This window comes from Hymenobacter roseosalivarius DSM 11622, assembly GCF_900176135.1.
In the GTDB taxonomy this organism is placed as follows: domain Bacteria; phylum Bacteroidota; class Bacteroidia; order Cytophagales; family Hymenobacteraceae; genus Hymenobacter; species Hymenobacter roseosalivarius.
The window spans coordinates 38,691-59,092 of sequence record NZ_FWWW01000055.1 but is presented as its reverse complement, the minus strand read 5'-3'; the positions used below and the strand labels follow the sequence as shown (position 1 = coordinate 59,092).

The following is a 20,402-nucleotide window of genomic DNA, read 5'->3' as shown; positions in this document are numbered from 1 at the left end:
AAAAGCCCCCTACAACTAATAATCAGCGGCGCACTACTCATCGTCCGTAACTGTTGGCTGAAAACTTATCTTTGCTGACTTCTCTGGTAATCCCCCACCCTATTCTGCATGAAGTTTTCGCGCCTCGTTCCGCTAATTCTGGTTTTGTCTCTGGTAGCCTTAGCGCTCACCATATTTTCGGCTTACAACCCAGGGGCTCTGCCGCTCGCCGTGCCGAGAGCAGCTCGCTGGATTGCGCTGGCCGCCCTGGTAGCCTATGCTGCCCAGCGTCGCTCACTTACTTTCTGGATCGTAGTCAGCATGTTTGTGGGGGCTGAAATCGGCAATGACTACCCCACTTTCGCCCAGAATCTGAAAGTGCTCAGCGACGTGTTCCTGCGCCTGGTGAAAACCATTATCGCTCCCCTGGTTTTTGCGACGCTGGTCGTGGGTATTGCCGGCCACGCCGATTTGAAGCAAGTAGGCAAAATGGGAATTAAAGCCCTGGTCTACTTCGAGGTAGTTACCACGTTTGCCCTTTTCATCGGCTTGGCAGCCATCAATCTGAGCAAAGCCGGCGTCGGCATCAGCCAAGCCGGGGCCGACACGACTGAGCAGCTGCAAGCCGTAGAGCAGTCTACCGCCGATATTATTCTGCACATCTTCCCCGAGAACATCGCCAAATCGGTAGCCGAAGGACAGGTATTGCAGGTAGTTGTGTTTGCCATCATCTTCGCCATCGGCCTGGCCATGGTGCACGGGAAGCATCGCCGTCCTATGCTGGAAGTAATGGAAAGCTTGTCGGAGGTGATGTTTAAATTCACCAACGTGGTCATGTTTTTTGCCCCCCTGGGCGTGGGCGGCGCTTTGGCTTACACCGTGGGCAAAATGGGTTTTGCCCCACTATTCAACGCTTTCCAACTCCTGCTCACGTTGTACGTGGCTCTCATTGCCTTCCTGGTGCTGGTGCTGCTGCCCATTGCCTTTTTTGCCCGCATCCCGATCAAGCGATTTGTCCAGGCCATTGCCGAGCCGGTGAGCATTGCCTTTGCCACGACCAGCTCGGAGGCCGCTTTGCCGCGGGCCATGGAAGCCATGGAAAGCATCGGGGTGCCGCGCCGCATCGTGGCTTTTGTCATGCCGACGGGCTATTCCTTTAACCTTGATGGCACCACGCTGTATCTTTCGCTGGCAGCGGTATTCGTAGCGCAGGCGGCGGGCATTGAGCTCAGCTTTGGTCAGCAATTGGTCATGGTGTTTACGCTGATGCTTACCAGCAAAGGCGTGGCGGGCGTCCCACGCGCCTCCCTCGTGATTCTGCTGGCCACGGTGGCTTCGTTCAACTTACCCTCGTGGCCGGTATTTATCATTCTGGGCATCGATGCACTCATGGATATGGCCCGCACCGCCGTAAACGTAATTGGTAACTGCCTGGCTACGGCCGTAGTAGCCCGTTGGGAAGGCGAATTCGTAGATAACTATGTAGCTACACCACTAGATGACCTCGCTGAGGAAGACAGTGCATTAGCTCAGCATACGCACTAATAAACCTGGGTGCGCGTTATTAGAAAAATGAAATAGGTCCACTGATTCCTGCTCGGGAATCAGTGGACCTATTTCATTTGTAAATACTCCGGTTAAGCTTATGCATAGCAAGTCTGGTAGTTATTCAATTAAATGTATTATTTATTGAATAACCTTCTATAAAGCATCACATTCGGTGCTAAAGTTGTCTTATTTTTGATATAGCCATGTGCTTATCGCTCTGAAAGACAACGTTTATGAAACACGCTCTGCGGTGCCTGACCCTCTTATTGTTGTCCGGAATTATCCTGTCAGGCTGTAAATCGGCGGACAAAGTATTGTTTAAAGCCACGCCAGCCAGCCTCAGCAGCCGCCTGCCCGCCCTGCAGGTCGACGTTGACAATAGCCTGCTCATGGTTTCGGAGGCCACCGAATATGACGACGCGCGCAAGATGTTTGAGCAGGAGCTCAATCAGAACATTATCGACACCGGCGACAGCACCAGGTTTGGCTACGTGAAGCTGCAAATAATGGAAGCTTCGGTGTCGCGACCGGGCCGGGCGTTGCAGGCTTTTCAGATGGCGACCCTACTTACCCCCTCCGTGCTGGGTATTCCGCTCGGGTGGTATTGCAGTAGGGTGCGAGCTGAAGTGCAGCTATATGATGCCCACGGCGAGCTACTAGGCACGTATGCCGGCACGGGCCAATCGTCGGTGCGGGTGGCCATGTACCATGGCTACTCCCAAAGCGACGCCCCCCGCCTGGCCGATGTACTAGCCCTCCGCCATGCCCTCGACCAGATTCGACCCCAGTTGGAAGTAGACGCTGTGGCCCTGAAAACCGAGTTTGCAAACCGTGGCCCCATCGAAGTGATAATGGGCCAGACTGTAGCCACCAGTCCGAACTAAAAAAGCCTCCGGCTACGTAGCTGGGGGGCTTTTTCGTGCTTAATTAAATAAGCGTTTACTCAAAAGCTAACTCATCGGGCTGTTGGCGCAAGGAGCGCAGCCCCGACAAATCGACAATGCTGAAGCCTACTTTAGAGAGGATAGGCACCACGACGAACAGCAGCTTTTCGGTGAAAGGACCGAGGGCGCCTATGCCCGTGGGGCCGAGCGCCCAAATAAGCGGATACGCAATCCAAAGAATAGTCAGGAAGCTAAGGGCGCGGTTGTAGACGCTAGCCAGTTCTGGGCCTTGGCTATGCGCCCGTTGCCGTAGTGGCCCCCAAAGCGTCCATAGAATACCCAGGAAAGCTATCACGCCCAGCCCGTACCACACCCAGCGCACGGACCCGGTAGAAAGGTCAGCGATAAGGCCGGTAAGAATCATAAATACATCGGCCAGCACCAAGCCGCCGATGATAACCCGGTCTTTCTTGATATAATACATGGCCGTGGAGGCCAACGCGAACAGCAATAAAGGCGTGGTAACTATCCAATCGAGGTAGCGGGCGAAATGAGTGGTGTTACCCACCTCGGTAGTACCCTGCCCGGTAGAAAGCGCGAAGTAGGCCGTGGCCGACCACACCGGAATCAGGAAAGCTACCAGATACTCGGCACGAGGCACGCCGCGCCGATCCGAGAGACCCCAATACAGGAACAAAAAGGCTCCCAAAAGCATACAAACAATGTAAATGGTGTAAAGTGTCGTGTCAGTCATAGCTCGTGGCAGATAGTGTGCGGGAACCCTTGGATACTTATAGTATTTGGTAATTGTTATAATTAAAATTTATTTAATCCTATTTTAATACAGAAATCATAGACCATCATCATTTAGGTTTAGCTGTAAAGCTTTCCAAAATTATGGGTAGAATTTCCCGTCAATCTGTTCGTTACGTATTTGCGCCGGGGGGCTTTTTTATCTCCGTATCCGCGGTCAGCCCTCTATCTTTACCGGCTATGATGCGTAAATTATCTGCTTGGCTGCTGGGGCTGCTGGTGGCCACGGCCGTAAGTGCCTGCTGCGGCAGCGTATCCTGCGAGTGCGACGACACCCTGGAAGATGCCATCTACTTTCAATTCAACCTCGCTGATTCGCTCGGTGCTACTGGCTTCCGGTCTGCTGATGTCGATACGGTCGTGGTGGTACGCTATCCTTATGTCGATCCATTGGTGCAGCTACCCCCCAACGCGCCCGTCGTGCCCAATGACACGACCCGCATCATCCGCTCACGGGCGCTTACTGCCAAGCCTATCGTGCTCAACACTACGGCTCCCTTCACCGCAGGCGGCGGCCGTAAGCTCGACGCTTACAAGTATCAGCTCTACGTCGTTCGGCACTTTCCAGGAACCGCTACTCCCCCCGAAACCATCTTCTACTCTCTTGACTCTATTACGTTGGCGGGCCGCTTCCTAGGCGATGGATGCTGCACCTGCTATCAAAACGAGGGCAAAAAGCTGCGCGTAACCAGAGCCGAAAAGCCGAGTACGACGGGCACCATCGTGGACGTAACCACTGCTCAAAACGAGGAACCAAAGCCTGTTGTGCTTAGTCGCTAAATCTTTGATAATGAGCTTACGGTCAGCTGTACTCAGTCTTACTTATCTTGCGTATACTAGCGTTGCCGGGCTGCATAGCCACATTTTGCAAATTAATTAATCACCACCGGGGTTATACTTTTTGTCATGCTGAAAGAACTATCTTCTCATGTTGCCACGGCTTTTCCATTCACGACGACTCTGAGCCTGGAGCCGCTGATTGCGTATTGGCACGCTCGCGAAACCGACGCTAATCCGGGTGTGGCGCTATTGGCCCGCTCCATCGGCGAGCAGGTGGCCGCTGCTGAGTGGGCCCGTGGCCCCATCTCCGATCATGCTACCCTTGAGTGCAACTGCGACTTAGTAGAAACGCTTATGCTGGCCGTTATTCCGGCCGCATCTTTCCAAACAGCCATTAGCGGCGTCATTCCGCCTTTTCAGCGTTATAGCTTTTATCACACGCCACGCTTTGCGGAAGTGCTGCTCAATCCGCAGCAAAATATCAAGCAGCCACTGAACGTGGATGCGCGCACGATGGAATTGTACATGGCGCGGATGGCCTATGCCCTGATTCTGGACAAGGTGTACGGGGTGAAGCTGCCAATTACGGGCGCCATTACCTTCACCGTTCCCGACTATAACATCGGCCTGTATCGCCACTATAGCGTCGATTTCGATTCCACGTTTTTGGATGTACGCATAGTGGGTGAGCGGCCCGCGCTTACGTCGGCGCAGCTGGATATGCTGACCCACAACCTGCACCGCACCGACTTATGGCAGGAGCTTTTGCCCCCCGGCAACTTTGAGCTGGTGGGTTTTAACGTCCTGAATCTGGCCGACGTCACGGAGCAGGAAATTCTGTCGGAGCTGAAGTATGACCTGCTGGAACGCGACGTGCTGCAAGCCTCCGACCGCCTCGAGCAAATTCAGGAAAAGCTGCGGGTACTGTTTGCGCGGCCCTTCCTACAGCTGGGCATTGCCGCTTACGATGAGAAGAAAAAGGCGTTTGTTGACTTCGGCCGTAAAATAAACCACAGTTTTCTGACCAAGCAGCTGGCACATCAGGAAGCTGGCAGCGGCTTCCGCCAGATCTACTCCCAGCTCTGGCAAGACCGCCAACCGCTGGTACTCGAAGACGTGGAGCAGGCCGACATTCCCGAAGATTTGCGGCAGCAGATTCTGGGCATTGGTATACGCAGCGCTATTCTGGCCCTGCTGCCCTACGGCGACGACACGGTAGGTCTGCTTGAGTTAGGCTCGCCGAATGTGAACGATCTGGATGAGTTTTGCCTGGAGAAAGTCAACCAGTTCGTGCCTCTGTTCGCGGTAGCGGTGAAACGTAACGCCGAGGAGATTCAGACGCGCGTACAGGCCATCATCAGGGAGAAGTTTACGGCCATTCACCCCACCATGGAGTGGCGCTTCACCGACGCGGCTCTGAACCTGCTGGCTAAGGTGGAAGAAGGCAACAAAAACGCGGAAATTGAGCCCATCGTGTTTCATGATGTGTATCCGCTGCACGGCTCCAGCGACATTCGCAGCAGCAGTACGGCCCGCAACGACGCTATCCAAGGCGACTTGATTGAGCATCTTACCCTGGCTAATAAAGTACTGAAAAAGGCTTCGGAGTTTCAGGCTCTGCCTATTCTGGACGAGTTGAAATTCTACGTATCGAAACACTTGCGCCGTCTGCGCCAGGGCATCCTGACCGGCGACGAGGTGAGCATTTTTGAGTCGTTGAAGACGGAAGTAGAGCCCCTGTTCGATTATTTATCCCAGAACACCCCCGAGCTGCGGCCCGTCATTGCGAATTATTGGTCCAACATGGACCCCGAGCTGGGCATCCTGTATAAGCGCCGCAAGGAGTTCGAGCAAAGCGTAACGCTGCTTAATGATACGGTGAGCGACTACCTGGATGAGGAAGAGGAAAAGGCGCAGGAAATGTTTCCGCACTACTTCCAGCGTCTCAAAACTGACGGTGTAGAGCACAATATCTACGTGGGCGCTTCGCTAGTAGAGAACAAGCCTTTCGACCTGGTTTTCCTGAAAAACCTGCGCTTATGGCAGCTGCTGGTAATGATAGAAATCACCCGCCGGACGACGGACCTGCGGGACAAATTACCCGTCCCATTAGAAATCACCCAGTTGATTCTCATTCATGGTCAGCCGCTTAACATCCGATTTCGCCTGGATGAGCGCCAATTTGACGTAGACGGCGCTTATAACATCCGCTACGAAATAATTAAGAAGCGAATTGACAAGGCTACGGTGTTGGGCACGGGCGAGCGGCTAACTCAGCCCGGCTACATTGCCCTCGTCTACGCCCAGCAGCGTGAGGCCGATGAGTACCTCGAATACCTCGACTACCTGCAAGACCGCGGCCTTTTGGAGGCGGAAGTAGAGGAGTTGGAGTTGGAGGAGTTGCAGGGCGTAAAAGGTTTACTGGCCCTTCGGGTGAAAGTGAAGCTCGGATAAATTACTAACTGCAGAAGTGGGTTTAGTCAACTACTTTCTGCATTTAATACAGCCTGCTCGCGTAAAGCCTGCTCGCGCCACCACAGATGCAGAGCTGCGCGCAGTAGGATGAGCCACGCCAAACCAGCGGCAAAGCCTGCCAGCACATCGGTGAAGTAATGCACATGCAAATACACCCGGCTCAGACCAATTACAAGCGCCCACAGCAGCAGTGCCAGCGCCCAGGCCGGGTGGCGGCCATGACGCCACAGCAGCCAGGCTAAACAGCCGTACAGCGCTAACCCAATCATGGCATGGCCACTGGGAAAGCTCAGCCCATATTGCTTCAACAGCGCCGTATCAGGGCGCAGACGATGAAAATGGGTTTTTAGCAGATGATTCAGGAGAGCCGCGCCCGCTATGGCCCAGAATACTTCCAATCCTTCGCGGCGGTAGTTGCGCAGGGCCAACCCCGCGGGCAGTAGCACGGCGGTGGCCACCAGAAATGGCGCGGAAGCAAAAAACGTGACCCCGCGCATCAACGGCGTGAGGGCGGGCCATTGAGTTCTGTGCGCATCCATCCACTGAAACGCGGCCTCGTCCAGCGCCTCCGACTGCTGCTGGAAGACAATGCGCGTGAGGTAAAAAAACACCACGAACGCTGTTAAAAACAACACACTCACCAGCACAATCTCCATCGTCAGCAGCCCCAGCAGCTTCAGGAATCGGGCGGTGAGGTTTTTCATACCGAAAAATAGCGCTTCACTCGATTTAATTTCGCGGTTCTTTCTTCCAAAATGTAGATGGCTAAGTTCTAGCCTTTAGGCACAAAACTGATTATGGCCCTTTCAAGAAGCTAAAACACGAATCTGGGGGGCTTTTTAAGACCCATAAACAAAAAAAGCCGACCCCAAAGGACCAGCTTTTTTGTTGTGCGCTCGGGGAGACTCGAACTCCCACACCTTGCGGAACTGCCGCCTGAAGACAGCGCGTCTACCAATTTCGCCACAAGCGCAACACAGGTTAAAACACATTTTCCTCGTTGGAGGTGTCTTTTAACGCTGCAAAGATAGGAGCAGCCAAGGCTTTCCGACAATTCTTTTCTCAAAAATTTCTGCTCAACCAGCCATTATCCTAGCTTGCGGGCTGTTCTTCAGAGGGTTGCAGGCGACGCTTAAGGCGTTTTTTTGTTTGAAACTCCACGCGCCGTAGCACTGGAATCGCGATTAGCAACCATACAATGCCGGCGGTGAAGCCCGCCAGCACATCGGTGGCGTAATGCACACGCAGATACACGCGCGTGAGGCCAATGAGCAGAATAAGAAGCCCCAGAAGTGCAATCAGCAGCCAGCGCCAGGCGGGGCGCCGCACATGGGTATACACCAGATAAATCAGCAGGCCATAGAAGGAGGCGCTGATCATGGCGTGGCCGCTGGGAAAACTCAGCCCCGACGCGGAGGTCAGGGGCAGTAAAGGCCGCGGCCGATTGTAAAAATTCTTCAGCACTAAATTGAGCGAGATACTGCCCAGGGCTACCACCGGAATAAGCAGGGAGTACCAGCGGTGGCGGCGGCGCAACAGAAACCAGCCAATCAGACTGAGGCCAAGCGCAGTAATAAAGTTGCGCGACGCTAGAAAGGTAATGGTTTCGACCCACGCCTGCCGCTCGGTTCCCAGCAAGTCGCGGGCCCAGCGAAAAGCCTGCGCGTCAAAGCGGGCAGCATCCTGGTCGAATACTTCCCGGCTGACGGCCAAAAAGAATACCACTCCCAACACCCCCAGGCTAAGGGTGATGGCAAATTCGGTGAGGAATAACAGAAAGCCCGCTACTAAGCGACGCAAGGCATTGGTCATGGGTTTGGTACGTGTTTATCTGGTTTACAGCAAAGCAGAAACGCACCGTAATTATAAACCACTCAAACTGATGTGCGTTTTAACGATACGTATCTCTGGTTACTTCCTTTGATTGATTCCTACGTCAACCTTAAACGCACTACCCATAAAACGCAAACCGGCTTCCTTTGATTTCGTAGCAGCTTTCTACGATCCGCTGGCCGGGCTCGTGTTTGGCTCGGCTTTGCGGCGAGCCCAGCAGGCGGCGCTGGCACATTTGCCCCCCGGCGCGCCGTACGTGCTTATAGCGGGTGGGGGCACGGGCTGGGTGCTGGGCGAAGTGCTCCGGCGGCGACCGGCGGCGCGGATACTATACCTGGAAGCCTCGGCCGTGATGCTACGCAAGGCGCGGGCACGGCTGCGGGCGCTGCCGCCCGCCTGTGCCGCCCAGGTCGAGTTCCGGCTCGGTACGGAAGCCGATTTGCCCCCCGGCGCCCAATTTGACGCAGTTGTAACCTTTTTCTTGCTCGATTTATTTACTCCCCCGGATCTGCGACGGCTGCTCCTGCGCCTGCAAGCCGTTAGTTGCCCCGGCGCGGTCTGGCTGGTGGCCGATTTTTGCCCCCCATCCACCTGGTGGCAGCGGCTGTTGCTGGCGGTGATGTACTGTTTTTTTCGCCTCACGGCAAACATCCACGCCCGGCAGCTGCCGCCCTGGCCCGCCGAGCTGGCGCGGCTGGGCCTGCGTCAGCGTTGGCAGGCGCGGTTTTTTGGGGAAATGGTGGAAGCAGCGGCGTTTAGTATTTAGTAGGGGCGCGTTGCACGCGCCCGTCGTTGTTAGTGGCGCGCCATAACCGCCATTTATGACAACGAAACAACGACGGGCACGGTCGACGCTCCTTTACTTGAAAATTTCGCTTTTGCCGCTGAAAAATCACCCATTTTTACCGTTCCACCCTCCCTCCTCTCCACCTCTTGCTGCTATGCAAAAAATCTTCGTTTCCTTTCTCTTAGCTGGTCTGCTGTGCGGCACGGCCCAGGCGCAGGCCCCGGTGCGGTACAGCCTGGCTTTCCCGAATGCCGCGCACCATGAGGCACAAGTGACTGTGGTTTTTTCTGATCTGAAATCTGGGTCATTGCAGGTACGCATGGCGCGCAGCTCGCCGGGGCGTTACGCCCTGCATGAGTTTGCCAAAAACGTGTACGCCGTAAAGGCCACCGACTCCAAAGGGAAAGTTCTGACTATCAGTCGCCCCGACCCTTCCGGCTGGGATGTAGCCGGCCACGATGGCACCGTGCGCTTTAGCTACACCCTTTTCGGTGACCGCACCGACGGCACCTACGCGGGCATTGATGAGCGCCACGCTCATTTGAATATTCCTGCAACCCTGGCCTACGCCCGTGGTCTGGAAGAGCGCCCGGCTCAGGTGCAGTTTGAGTTGCCTGCTGGCTGGCAGGTAGCTACCCAACTGCGCCCCGAAACAGCCCCCAACACGTATTTCGCCCCCCACCTGCAACACCTCATGGACTCGCCTATCTCCCTGGGTGCCCAGCAGGTGCGCACCTGGCAGGAACAAGGTAAAACCATTGAGCTGGCGGTGCTCCACGAGGGCACGGCAGCCGAGCTGGATACCTATGCCGACCAAACCAAGAAAATAGTACGGGAGGCCAGCGCCGTTTTTGGCGAACTGCCCGCCTTTGATTTTGGCCGCTACACCTTTATTGCCAATTACTTACCTCAAACCGGCGGCGACGGGATGGAGCACCGCAACTCCACTTCCCTCACCAGCGCCCGCTCCCTGCGCGGGCAAGAGGCAATTGATAATCTGGGCACGGTGTCGCACGAGTTTTTTCATGCCTGGAACGTGGAGCGCATCCGACCAAAGTCCCTGGAGCCGTTCGACTTTGACCGCGCCAACCAGAGCGAGGCGTTGTGGTTCGCGGAAGGCTTTACGCTGTACTACGGTGATTTGCTGTTGCGCCGGGCCGGTATTCTCACCGAAGCGCAGTACATGCAGGAGCTGACAACCATCGTCAATAGCATGGTAAACTCGCCCGGTGCCCGCCTGTACTCGCCGGTGCAGATGAGCCAGCAGGCCCCATTCGTAGACGCCGCCGCCGCTATCGACCCGAATAACCGCGGCAACACTTACCTCTCTTACTATACCATTGGGGGGGCAAATGCGCTGGCTCTCGACCTGCTATTGCGCCAGAACTATAAGACCGATCTGGATACCTATATGCGGACCGTATGGCGGCAGCACGGCCAGGCTCAGCAAAATTTTGCCCCCCAGCGCCCCTACACGCTCCCGGATTTGCAGCGAATTCTGGGCGAAGTAGCCCGCGACACGGCCTTCGCGGGTCAGTTCTTCCGTACGCATATCACCGGCCACGAGCTACCCAACTACGAAGAGCTGTTGGCACCAGCCGGCTTACTGGTGCGCCGCGCCAATCCCGGCCAACCCAGCATGGGGCTCCTAGACTTAGCTTACTCTCCCCAGGGCGCTACTATTATCAATAGCACCTTGGTCGGCAGCCCGCTTTACTTGGCCGGCATCGACCGCGAAGATGTATTGCTCAAATTCAATGGCAAACCGATCAGGAAACAGCAGGAATTGCAGAAGCTGCTAAGCAAGCAAAAGCCCGGTGACGTGGTTCCGGTAGAAGTCCGCTCCCGTACCGGCGTGCGCACCGTGCAAGTCACGCTGGCCGAGGTTCCGGCGGTGGAAGTGGTACCAGCCCCCACCGCTACGCCCGAGCAACTGGCGTTTCGTATGGCCTGGCTGGGAAGTAAGGCGAAGTAAATTGGCTTAGCATTTTGATTGAAAATCCTCGCCTCGCGCTTATTTACGCAGTTATTCTGCTCGATGTCATCGTGGGGTCGGCTATCGGGCCGATTCTGCCGGAGTATGTGCGCGCGTTGCCGCAGCCGCAGCTGTGGCTGTCGTTGGGCACGGGTTTGTTTTTGGGTGTACAGCTGTTTTCAGCGCCGCTCCTAGGTCGCCTTTCTGACGGGTACGGGCGGCGGCCTATCCTGATTTTATCGGCGGCGGGCACGCTGCTGGCCACGGCCTTGCTGCTGCCGGTACGCACGGGCCTGTATTTCGTCAATCGGCTGAGCGACGGCCTCACCAACGGCATGTACGCCACGATCCGCTCCTCTATCACCGACATTTCAGGCAAGGACGACCTGTTCAAAAATCTGGGCATTGAGGGGGCCATTATCTCTTTGGGCTTCGTGCTAGGACCAATGGCCGCCGGCCTGCTCCTGACCACGCTGGACGTGCCCCGAGCCGAGGAAGCGGCCTATGTAGCAGGCTTGGCGGTGAGTCTGGCCGCGGTGAATGTGCTGCTCAGCTTTCTTCTTCCCGAAACCCACAGCCAACGCTCGCCCGTGCGCGGGGCCGAGCTACGCGCCGAGCTAAGTCGTGGCCTGAACCCGCTGACGCTGTGGGCCCGGCTGCGCGCCCAGGACACCCCAGCTGGCGACCTACGCCGCATCGTGCTCATGCAGGTGGCCCTTACGCTGAGCACGGGCTATTATTTCTACTTCGTGCCTTTTGTAAGCCTGGGCGAGCAGCAGATGGATGCGAAGGCTATTTCCTACTTCTTTATGTTTTTTGGGGCCTTGAGTATCGGCCTCAACTATGTATTTTACACCTACTTCGCCGACCGTATCAATCAGCGGCGGGCTATTTTTTGGCTGGCGGCGCTGGGCGTACCGGTGCTGGCCGGCTACGGACTTATCGGCTCGTCGCGGGTGAGCTTATATGTGCTGGTAACACTAGATTGCCTCACGCTTTCTCTAATTCAGGGCCTGCTAGAAGGCTTGCTGGCCCAGCGCACTACCGAGGCCAACCGAGGCGAGGTGTTTGGCTTGAATCAGGCGTTGCAGGGGCTGGCCAGCTTCGCTACTACGTTGGTATTCGCGGGTTTATCGGTGCTGGATTTGCGGCTGCCGTGGGCCTGGTTTGCGCTGTGCCTAGCAGCCGTAGCGTGGCAGGCACGACGCGGCACGGCGTTGAGCCCGGCAACCCACACCTAAACCTCAAGCACTATCAAAGGCTTTTCTTCGTTGCAAAGAGCAACCAATTCGACCTGAGTAGGGTCTACTAGTTTCCAGCTTCGTAACTTGAAGCTGCTTTCTGGTTCTGCGCTTTTTGCTTTGATCTATGCTTTCTAAAGTATCCGCTTTCCTTATCGGAGCCTGCCTTTTCCTGACAGGCAACGTATTGGCTCAAACTCCTATTGAGGGAGAAGCTGGTCCGCCAACGCCCAGCTTACTACGCTCGCGGGTGTCGTATAACCTGAGCGCCGGCGCTACGTTTGCGGGTCGGTTTGGCTCCGCTACCTACCTCAGTCCCACGGCCAGCTACCAGGCTACCAACCGCTTGCGCCTATTCACGGGCCTGACGTATATGCGCGTGTTGCCGGGCACATTTTACGGCCCTGCCACCGACGGCCCGGTTGCTACCGCTCCGCTGGCTACCAATCATTACTTGGTGCAGGCCGGAGCCGAGTATGCGCTGAGTCCGCGCGTATCACTGACCGGCACGGCCTGGCGCGACTTCTCCAATTTGCCCCCCGCGCCTGGCATTCGAGGCTTTAGTGGTGGCAATATGGGCTCGGGCGTTAACGTGCGGGCTGATTATCATATCACCGAAAATTTCTCCGTATCGGGTGGGGTGCGCTACTCTACGGGCGCGTCGCCAGGACTCGGGATGGGGCCGGGCTATCCATATGGCTGGTAACCCTTCGTGCTGCTTATTAGTCACCTAAAAAGCCCCCCAGCCACGGTTGGGGGGCTTTTTAGCTCTTTGAAGAGGCTGCTTGCTTACCTTTCTAACCTGTTTCCAACTTCTATTTTGCCTTCTATGGCTGCCCGCACTACGTATCGCCGCAACGAAAATCTGAAAACCATTCGCCCGCATTATCCTGGCAACAAGATGATCGGGAATGAATTCTGCAACGGCGACACGCTCTATGAGCCCAGCTTCAGCACCGTAATACGCTGGCAATTAACCGAAAACCCGCAGAAGGCCGAGAAGAAAGCTGACACCTGGACGCCCGCCGTGGTGTCCTGCGCTGAGGCTTTCACCTCGAAAGAGGATATGCTGGTGTGGCTGGGCCACGCTACGTTTCTGTGGCGGGTAGCCGGCGTTACGCTGCTCTTCGATCCAATCCTGTTGGATTCCAGGTTTCTGCGCCGGCGCCACCCCCTGCCCTGCCGCCCCGAAGACATCACCGGCATCGACTACCTGCTCCTTTCCCACGGCCACCGCGACCATCTCGACGAAGCTTCTATAAAGCTAGTAGCCCGCCAGAACCCCAACATGCAGGTGCTGGCCCCGCTGAACATGGCCAAGCTGCTGCGCGGTATGGCTCCCAGCCTGCAAGTGCAGGAGGCAGGCTGGTGGCAGCAATATGATCTGGGGGGCAATTCTCCCTTGGAAATCACCTACTTGCCCGCCGCCCACTGGCACCGCCGCGGCCTGCTGGATATGAACCAGGTACTCTGGGGCAGCTTTATGCTGCGCGTGGCGGGCAAGTTGCTCTACCTTTGTGGCGACAGTGGCTTTGGGGGGCATTTTGAGGAGATAGAAAAGCAGTTTGGCCCTCTGGATGTGTGTATTATGCCCATCGGTGCCTACAAGCCCGCCTTCATGATGCAACTAAGCCACATGGACCCCCACGAGGCTGCTAAAGCCGCCAATATTCTGCGCGCCGGCCACGTAGTCCCCATGCATTACGGCACCTTCGACCTCTCCGACGAGCCCGCTTCTGAGCCCCTGCGCACCCTTCAGGAAGTAGCCAACGGCCAGATGCTGCGCGGCGAGCTGCACGCGCCCGCCGTGGGGGAGGTGATGCGCTGGTCAGAGTGGGAATAATTGTACCTCCTGCCACGAAGGAGGAAAACAACTAAGGCTGAATTACTTTTGTGGAAAGCTAACCTCTGGCAATAACTCCTGTTGACCAGAGTGCGAGCTGGTGGCAGAGAGCCAGCTATGGCCTGGTCAGAACGCATATTGGCGTGCGGGTCGGGCTTCACACTTGTCCAATTTCTTTCACTCTTTATACTACATGGCATCACGTTTTTCCAGTTTACCTCCTCCTCCTACCCCTTGGCAGCGCCTGACCGGCATGCTGGATACCGAACGCAAGACCATTCGCTTCATTCTTTTCTACGCCATCGTCACCGGCCTGATCAGTCTTACTTTACCCTTAGGGACGCAGGCTGTCTTCAACCTCGTCTCGACGGGGGCCGTCTTTGGCTCTACTTACATTCTCATTGCGGTCGTCGTGCTGGGCGTCCTGCTGGGGGGCATTTTGTTGATTGGCCAGATAACGCTGGTGGAAGCCATTGAGCAACGCTTATTTGCCAAGGCAGCCCTGGAATTTGCTTACCGCCTGCCACGCATTCAGCCCGAATCCTTGGCCGGTGAAAACCCGCCGGAGCTGGTCAATCGCTTTTTCGACATTCTTACGGTCCAGAAAGGGCTCACCAAGCTGCTGATTGACTTGATGTTCGGGGGCTTTCAGATAGTGTTCGGGTTGCTTGTCCTGAGCTTCTACCATCCCATCTTTATTGCGTTTGGAATATTTACCATCCTGATGCTTGTGCTGATCTACGTCATTCACTATCGGCGGGCGCTGCGCACCAGTATTCAGGAGTCGGCTCACAAGTACGAAGTGGTGGACTGGCTGGAGCAGGTGGCGGGCCGGCTGCCCGAGTTTCGCAACAATGAGGAGCAGCAGCGGCAGGCCATTATGCGTACCGACGAGTTGACGGCCGAATACCTGCGCGCCCGCAATGGCCATTTTAAAGTGCTGAAGTATTATTTCGGCTACGCGATATTCTTACGCACTATCCTCATTGGGGGGCTACTCATCGCCGGCACGCTGTTCGTCGTGTCGCGGCAGATGAGTCTGGGTCAGTTTGTGGCGGCGGAGGTCATTATCGTGCAAGTCAGCAGCGCCATTGAAAAGCTGGTAACCGGCATCGGCACCGTCTTCGATATGCTGACTGGCGTGGAAAAGCTAGCTGCCGTAACGGATTTGCCCCTATTGGATAACGCCACGACGGAAACTCATGCTTAACTTATCCAACCAGAAAATTGCCCGGAAGGCGTGGGAGGAATTTCCCCTTACCACCCGTCAGGAGGTGCTCGACCCCAAGGCCAGCCGGCGCTTGGGCCGCGTCTTGCTGGCTATTGGTATTGCCTTCCTGATTATTCTGTTTCTGCCCTGGCGACAGACCATCCAAGGTTATGGCCGTCTGACCGCCCTCACGCCCCAGGACCGCCCGCAAACGGTACAGAATGCTATTGCGGGCCGTATCGAGCGCTGGGCCGTGCGCGAAGGTGAGCTGGTAAAGAAGGGGGATACTATCCTAACCATCTCTGAGATTCAGGATGAGTACTTTGATCCTAACCTGCCCGAACGCCTACGCGAGCAGCTGGCCGCAAAGCGCAGCAACGTAGCCGCCAACAGTGCCCAGATCGTCGCCTCCAACCAACAAATCGCGGCCCTGCAAACGGGCCTGACCGTGCAGCTCGCCGCTGCTGGCAACCGGGTAGAGCAGGCCCGTAATACCGTGACCATCGACAGCGCCGATCTGGTGGCCGTCACCAACTTTTACCAGATTGCCCAAAACCGGCTGGCGCGCTACGAAGAAGGGTTTAAAAACGGCTTATTTTCCCTCACTGACATTGAAACGCGGCGCTTAAAGCTTCAGGAAGATCTGGCCAAGGTGGTGGCCCAACGCAATAAGTTGCTCAATACCCGTCAGTCGCTCAGCAATGCCAGCATCGAGCTAGCTGAAATCCGGGCCAAGTATCAGGAGACCTTAGCCAAAACGCAGTCCGACCGTAGCTCGGCCGTATCCAGCCAGGCAAGCTCGGAGGGAGAAGTGGCGGCGCTGCGCAACCGTATCAGCAACGTGGAAGTACGGCGGGCGTTCTACATCGTGCGGGCCCCACAAACCGGCTACGTTGTCCGTACGCTCAAAGCGGGCATCGGCGAAACCATCAAGCAAGGGGAGTCAATTGCCACGCTCCAGCCCGAAGCCCCCGTACTAGCCGCTGAGCTGTACGTTCGGGCCATGGATGTACCGCTCATTCAGCGGGGCCGGCAAACCAGACTCCAGTTTGATGGCTGGCCAGCCATTCAGTTTTCGGGCTGGCCGTCGGTGGCGGTTGGCACGTTTGGGGGCGAAGTGGCGGTTATTGACGTGGTCAGCAGCACGGATGGTCGCTACCGGCTCCTGATTCGCCCCTCCCGCACGCCCCAACAAGACCACGAATGGCCCCGGCAGCTGCGAATTGGCTCGGGCGTGTACGGTTGGGTTATTCTGGATTCAGTCCCGGTTTGGTACGAAATCTGGCGGCAGCTAAACGGCTTCCCTCCTAGCCTGCAAGCTGAGCCAGCGAATAGCACACCCACCCAGGGGTCACCCGACGAAAAGGTAACCCCGTCATGAGGCCTTTTATTTATCCAAATCAAGCATTTGGCTTGTCGGGGGGCTTTTTGCGGTTGCTACTCCTGCTGATTGCGGCCTGGCCCGCTAACATAACCCAAAGTACAGGTCAGCAGCTGCCCGCCTCGCCGCCTGCCCTGAACCATAGACGGCAGATAGCTGATCCTCAACCCATCGATACGGCCCAAATATTCTCGCTGCGGGATTTAGCCGAAATCGTGTTTGCTCATCACCCGATTGTGAAGCAGGCGGCGCTGCTGAGCGCCGGGGCACAGGCAAAGGTGCTCCAGGCGCGCGGCGGCTTCGACCCGATGCTGGACGCGGGCTTCAACCGCAAAGTATTCGGGGGCACCGACTATTATAACAAATGGGCCAACGAGCTACGGGTGCCGCTCTGGCCGGGCGGCATCGACCTGAAGGCTGGCTACGACCGGTACGTGGGCACTTACGTGAACCCGGAAACCCAGACGCCGGTGGCCGGGCTGGCGGGGGTTGGGCTGGCGGTGCCGCTGGGGCAAGGGCTGCTGATTGATGCCCGGCGCAGCACCTTGCGGCAGGCCCGAATTCTGGTGACGGCCGCCGAAGCCGACCGCGTAAAGCAAATCAATGAAGTATGGCTACAAGCGGCCAAAGACTACTGGAACTGGTACTATGCCTACCAGCAGGCCACGCTAATTCAGGAGGGCGTGAACCTGGCTGAAACCCGTTTCCAGGCCATCAGCCGCCGGGTAGATCTGGGCGACCAGGCTCCCATCGATTCCGTTGAGGCTCGTATTATTGCTCAGGACCGGCTCGTGCAGGCCGAACAGCTCCGGGTAGAGCTGCAAAACGCCCGCCTGATTCTCTCCAACCACCTCTGGAACCAGAATGCCCAGCCCGTGGAGCTACCCGAACGCGCCGTTCCCCAGCCCGCCCGCCTCGACAACGTAAGCGCGCAGGAGTTTGGCCGCCTCACCGACCAGGCCGCTACCCAGCACCCGACCCTGCTCCGGCTGGGGGCCGAAATCCGGCAGCTGGGCGTGGAGGAACGCTACCGGCGCGAGCTGCTCAAACCCCGCATCAACGTGAGCGGCACGCTGCTCAGCCGGGGCGATTTCTACCGCACCGAACTACCCCCCACGTATGATTTTGGCTGCGGCAACTATAGGCTGGGGGTCGACTTTGCGTTTCCGCTGTTTCTGCGGCAGCAGCGCGGGCAGCTCCAGCAGGCCCGCCTCCAGGTGCAGGAAACGGTGCTGGAGCAGCAGCAGAGCCAGCGCACGATTCTCAACCAAGTCACGGCCACCTACAACGCGCTCCGGGCTTACGAGCGGCAACTGGCCGTGCAATCCCTGACCATTGCCAATCAGCGCACCCTTTTGCAGGCCGAATTACAGAAATATGACTTGGGAGAAAGCACTATTTTTTTGATCAATAGCCGGGAATCGAAATTAATTGACCTTTTAATCAAGCAGGAGGGACTACGAGCCAGCTACGAAAAGTCGTTGGCAGAGCTGTATTATTACGCTGGCACCCGTTCGCTCACCGTGGACTAGATTGCCGGGCCGGTTCTATCTTTGCGGCTCTCCTTCCCTGCTTCCATGTCCCCCACCCTTATTCTGAGCCTGATTGCGGGCTACTTTGTTATTCTCATCGTCATCGCGCTGCTCACCTCGCGTAAGGCCACCAGTGAGAGTTTCTTCGTTGCCAACCGCAATGCCCCCTGGTACATGGTGGCCTTCGCCATGATTGGCACCTCGCTGTCGGGCGTCACCTTTATCTCGGTGCCGGGCATGGTGCAGTCCCAATCGTGGAGCTACATGGCGGTGGTAATGGGGTATCTGGTTGGCTATCTGGTTATTGGCCTGGTGCTCATGCCCTTGTATTACCGCCTGCGGCTGATGTCGATATACGGGTATCTGGAGCAGCGTTTCGGGTTTTGGAGCTACAAAACCGGGGCACTTTTCTTTTTGATTTCGCGGGCGGCAGGCTCGGCCTTGCGTCTGTATCTGGTGGCGGGTGTGTTGCAATTGGCCGTATTCGACGATATGGGCGTGCCTTTCGTGGTCACGGTTATTGTCAGCATCATGCTTATTTACCTCTATACCTTTCGTGGGGGGCTAAAAACCATTCTCTGGACCGATACTTTCCAGACGCTGGCCATGCTTACCTGCGTGGGAGTGAGCATTTATCTGGTGTCATCGGAGTTGAATCTGGGCCTGGCGGAGCTGGTGCGCACGGTGAAAAGCAGCGACATGTCGCAGATCTACTTTTCCGACATCAAAGACGACAAGTTCTTCTGGAAGCAGTTCGCCTCCGGCGCCTTCATCACCATCGTCATGACCGGCCTGGACCAGGACCTGATGCAGAAAAACCTGAGCTGCCGCAGCCTCGGCGATGCGCAGAAGAATATGTTCTGGTTTACGCTCGTGCTGGTTTTCGTCAATATCCTGTTCCTGACGCTGGGCGTGTTGCTCTATAAGTTTGCCGCCGTGAAAGGCATTCAATTGCCTACCAACGCTACGGGCAAAATCATTGGCGACGACGTATTCCCGCTGTTGGCTACCGAGCATTTCACCCTGTTCGCGGGCATCATCTTCATCCTCGGCATCGTAGCCGTCACCTATGCTTCCGCCGACTCCGCCCTTACGGCCCTCACTACGTCGTTTTGCGTCGATTTTCTCTCTATTCGGCAATACTCCGAGAAGAAGCAAACTCAGCTGCGCCAGCTTACCCACCTGGGCTTTTCGGTGGTGCTCATTGTCATCATCCTGATTTTCCGTGCCCTCAACGACCAGAGTCTTATTACGGCGGTGTTCAAGTTGGCCGGCTACACCTATGGGCCGCTGCTGGGCTTATTTTCCTTTGGCATTCTTACCAGCCGCATGCTCCGCGAGCCGCTCGTACTGCCAGTGTGCATCGCGGCACCGCTGCTCACCTTGCTCATCAACGCCAACTCCGAAGCGTGGCTGGGGGGCTATAAGTTTGGATTTGAAATCCTGTTGCTCAACGGCTTACTTACTTTCCTGGGGCTATTAGCTATTTCACGGCCAGCGGTACCAGAAGCAGTGCCAGAGTTGAACCCTGCGCGCTGATAGTTGTTGGAAAAAGGATGGCCCACCAACTGGTTCGTACCTTTGCGGTACGCATCTGTCGGAGCATTTTGCCCCCCAGTCCGGTCTTATCCTTTTCGTTACGTGAAAATCTTTCTTCTTCTGTTGCTGCTTGTGAGTTTGCCGGCCACTGGGTGGGCACAGCACCCTGCCAAAGCGCCCGTCGTGTTAAAGTCTGGCCACATGCAGGCGCAGGCCAAGCCCGCCGCTAATCGGCCCGATGTGCCCCCGCAGTTTCCGGGCGGAGCACAGGCGTTGAATGATTTTTTTCAGAAGCAGGTAAAGTATCCGGCCGCCGCACGCGACAAGTCTATTACGGGTAGCGTGGTTACCTCTTTCACCGTGGGGGTGGATGGGCGCGTCAGCAACCCGGCGGTTACGACTAGTCTTTCACCGGAGTGCGACGCGGAAGCCCTACGTGTGCTCGCTCAGATGCCAGCCTGGCAGCCTGCCACCCGTAAAGGTCAGCCCGTGGCCGTGCAGGTGCGCTTGCCCGTGCCATTCGGCAATTCAACGATTGTCGAAGTGGAGCAGCCTAAGGGCAAAATGAAGTTTGAATAATAT

Annotated in this window: 17 protein-coding genes and 1 tRNA gene; 14 read left to right on the top strand and 4 right to left on the bottom strand. The window is 56.6% G+C overall.

The window, feature by feature from the left end; all coding sequences use genetic code 11:
- Nucleotides 1-108: 108 nt before the first annotated feature.
- A complete protein-coding gene (locus B9A24_RS07470; protein ID WP_084444552.1) occupies nucleotides 109-1,524 on the top strand; it encodes a dicarboxylate/amino acid:cation symporter in 1,416 nt (471 codons plus the stop codon).
- Between the two features lie 236 nt (nucleotides 1,525-1,760).
- Nucleotides 1,761-2,411, top strand: coding sequence for a hypothetical protein (locus B9A24_RS07465; protein WP_143434816.1), 651 nt, complete (start codon nucleotides 1,761-1,763; stop codon nucleotides 2,409-2,411).
- 55 nt (nucleotides 2,412-2,466) lie between these two features.
- Here the strand turns inward: B9A24_RS07465 and B9A24_RS07460 are convergent, their stop codons facing one another.
- Nucleotides 2,467-3,165, bottom strand: a complete 699-nt coding sequence (locus tag B9A24_RS07460) for a bacteriorhodopsin (protein WP_084444550.1) — start codon at nucleotides 3,163-3,165, stop codon at nucleotides 2,467-2,469.
- Between the two features lie 239 nt (nucleotides 3,166-3,404).
- Between B9A24_RS07460 and B9A24_RS07455 the strand changes: the two genes are divergently transcribed.
- On the top strand, nucleotides 3,405-4,004 hold the full coding sequence (locus B9A24_RS07455; protein WP_084444549.1) for a hypothetical protein: 600 nt from the start codon (nucleotides 3,405-3,407) through the stop codon (nucleotides 4,002-4,004).
- Nucleotides 4,005-4,130: 126 nt separating this feature from the next.
- On the top strand, nucleotides 4,131-6,458 hold the full coding sequence (locus tag B9A24_RS07450) for a hypothetical protein (RefSeq protein WP_084444548.1): 2,328 nt from the start codon (nucleotides 4,131-4,133) through the stop codon (nucleotides 6,456-6,458).
- Nucleotides 6,459-6,484: 26 nt separating this feature from the next.
- Here B9A24_RS07450 and B9A24_RS07445 read toward each other — a convergent pair whose 3' ends face one another.
- The 3 genes from B9A24_RS07445 to B9A24_RS07435 form a co-directional block, all read right to left on the bottom strand.
- Nucleotides 6,485-7,183, bottom strand: coding sequence for a phosphatase PAP2 family protein (locus B9A24_RS07445; RefSeq protein WP_084444547.1), 699 nt, complete (start codon nucleotides 7,181-7,183; stop codon nucleotides 6,485-6,487).
- Nucleotides 7,184-7,370: 187 nt separating this feature from the next.
- A tRNA-Leu gene (locus B9A24_RS07440) sits at nucleotides 7,371-7,452 on the bottom strand.
- Between the two features lie 119 nt (nucleotides 7,453-7,571).
- Nucleotides 7,572-8,291 (bottom strand): phosphatase PAP2 family protein, encoded by a 720-nt coding sequence (locus B9A24_RS07435; RefSeq protein ID WP_084444546.1) that lies wholly within the window; start codon nucleotides 8,289-8,291, stop codon nucleotides 7,572-7,574.
- 112 nt (nucleotides 8,292-8,403) lie between these two features.
- Between B9A24_RS07435 and B9A24_RS07430 the strand changes: the two genes are divergently transcribed.
- From B9A24_RS07430 to B9A24_RS07385, 10 genes are all read left to right on the top strand, one after another.
- Nucleotides 8,404-9,078 (top strand): class I SAM-dependent methyltransferase, encoded by a 675-nt coding sequence (locus tag B9A24_RS07430; protein ID WP_084444545.1) that lies wholly within the window; start codon nucleotides 8,404-8,406, stop codon nucleotides 9,076-9,078.
- A gap of 175 nt (nucleotides 9,079-9,253) precedes the next feature.
- Nucleotides 9,254-11,074: a M61 family metallopeptidase gene (locus tag B9A24_RS07425; protein ID WP_084444544.1), complete on the top strand. Its 1,821-nt coding sequence runs from the start codon at nucleotides 9,254-9,256 to the stop codon at nucleotides 11,072-11,074.
- 14 nt (nucleotides 11,075-11,088) lie between these two features.
- Complete coding sequence (locus tag B9A24_RS07420) at nucleotides 11,089-12,315, top strand: MFS transporter (protein ID WP_084444543.1); 1,227 nt, start codon at nucleotides 11,089-11,091, stop codon at nucleotides 12,313-12,315.
- A gap of 127 nt (nucleotides 12,316-12,442) precedes the next feature.
- Nucleotides 12,443-13,021, top strand: coding sequence for a hypothetical protein (locus B9A24_RS07415; RefSeq protein WP_234997072.1), 579 nt, complete (start codon nucleotides 12,443-12,445; stop codon nucleotides 13,019-13,021).
- Between the two features lie 123 nt (nucleotides 13,022-13,144).
- Complete coding sequence (locus B9A24_RS07410; protein ID WP_084444542.1) at nucleotides 13,145-14,158, top strand: MBL fold metallo-hydrolase; 1,014 nt, start codon at nucleotides 13,145-13,147, stop codon at nucleotides 14,156-14,158.
- Nucleotides 14,159-14,351: 193 nt separating this feature from the next.
- Nucleotides 14,352-15,368: an ABC transporter transmembrane domain-containing protein gene (locus B9A24_RS07405; RefSeq protein ID WP_084444541.1), complete on the top strand. Its 1,017-nt coding sequence runs from the start codon at nucleotides 14,352-14,354 to the stop codon at nucleotides 15,366-15,368.
- On the top strand, nucleotides 15,361-16,749 hold the full coding sequence (locus tag B9A24_RS07400) for an HlyD family secretion protein (RefSeq protein ID WP_084444540.1): 1,389 nt from the start codon (nucleotides 15,361-15,363) through the stop codon (nucleotides 16,747-16,749). The genes B9A24_RS07405 and B9A24_RS07400 overlap by 8 nt, the downstream gene beginning before the upstream one ends.
- Nucleotides 16,746-18,281: a TolC family protein gene (locus B9A24_RS07395; RefSeq protein ID WP_084444539.1), complete on the top strand. Its 1,536-nt coding sequence runs from the start codon at nucleotides 16,746-16,748 to the stop codon at nucleotides 18,279-18,281. Before B9A24_RS07400 ends, B9A24_RS07395 begins: the two co-directional genes overlap by 4 nt.
- 45 nt (nucleotides 18,282-18,326) lie before the next feature.
- Complete coding sequence (locus B9A24_RS07390) at nucleotides 18,327-19,820, top strand: sodium:solute symporter (RefSeq protein ID WP_084444538.1); 1,494 nt, start codon at nucleotides 18,327-18,329, stop codon at nucleotides 19,818-19,820.
- Between the two features lie 102 nt (nucleotides 19,821-19,922).
- Nucleotides 19,923-20,399 (top strand): energy transducer TonB, encoded by a 477-nt coding sequence (locus tag B9A24_RS07385; RefSeq protein WP_084444537.1) that lies wholly within the window; start codon nucleotides 19,923-19,925, stop codon nucleotides 20,397-20,399.
- Nucleotides 20,400-20,402 lie beyond the last annotated feature (3 nt).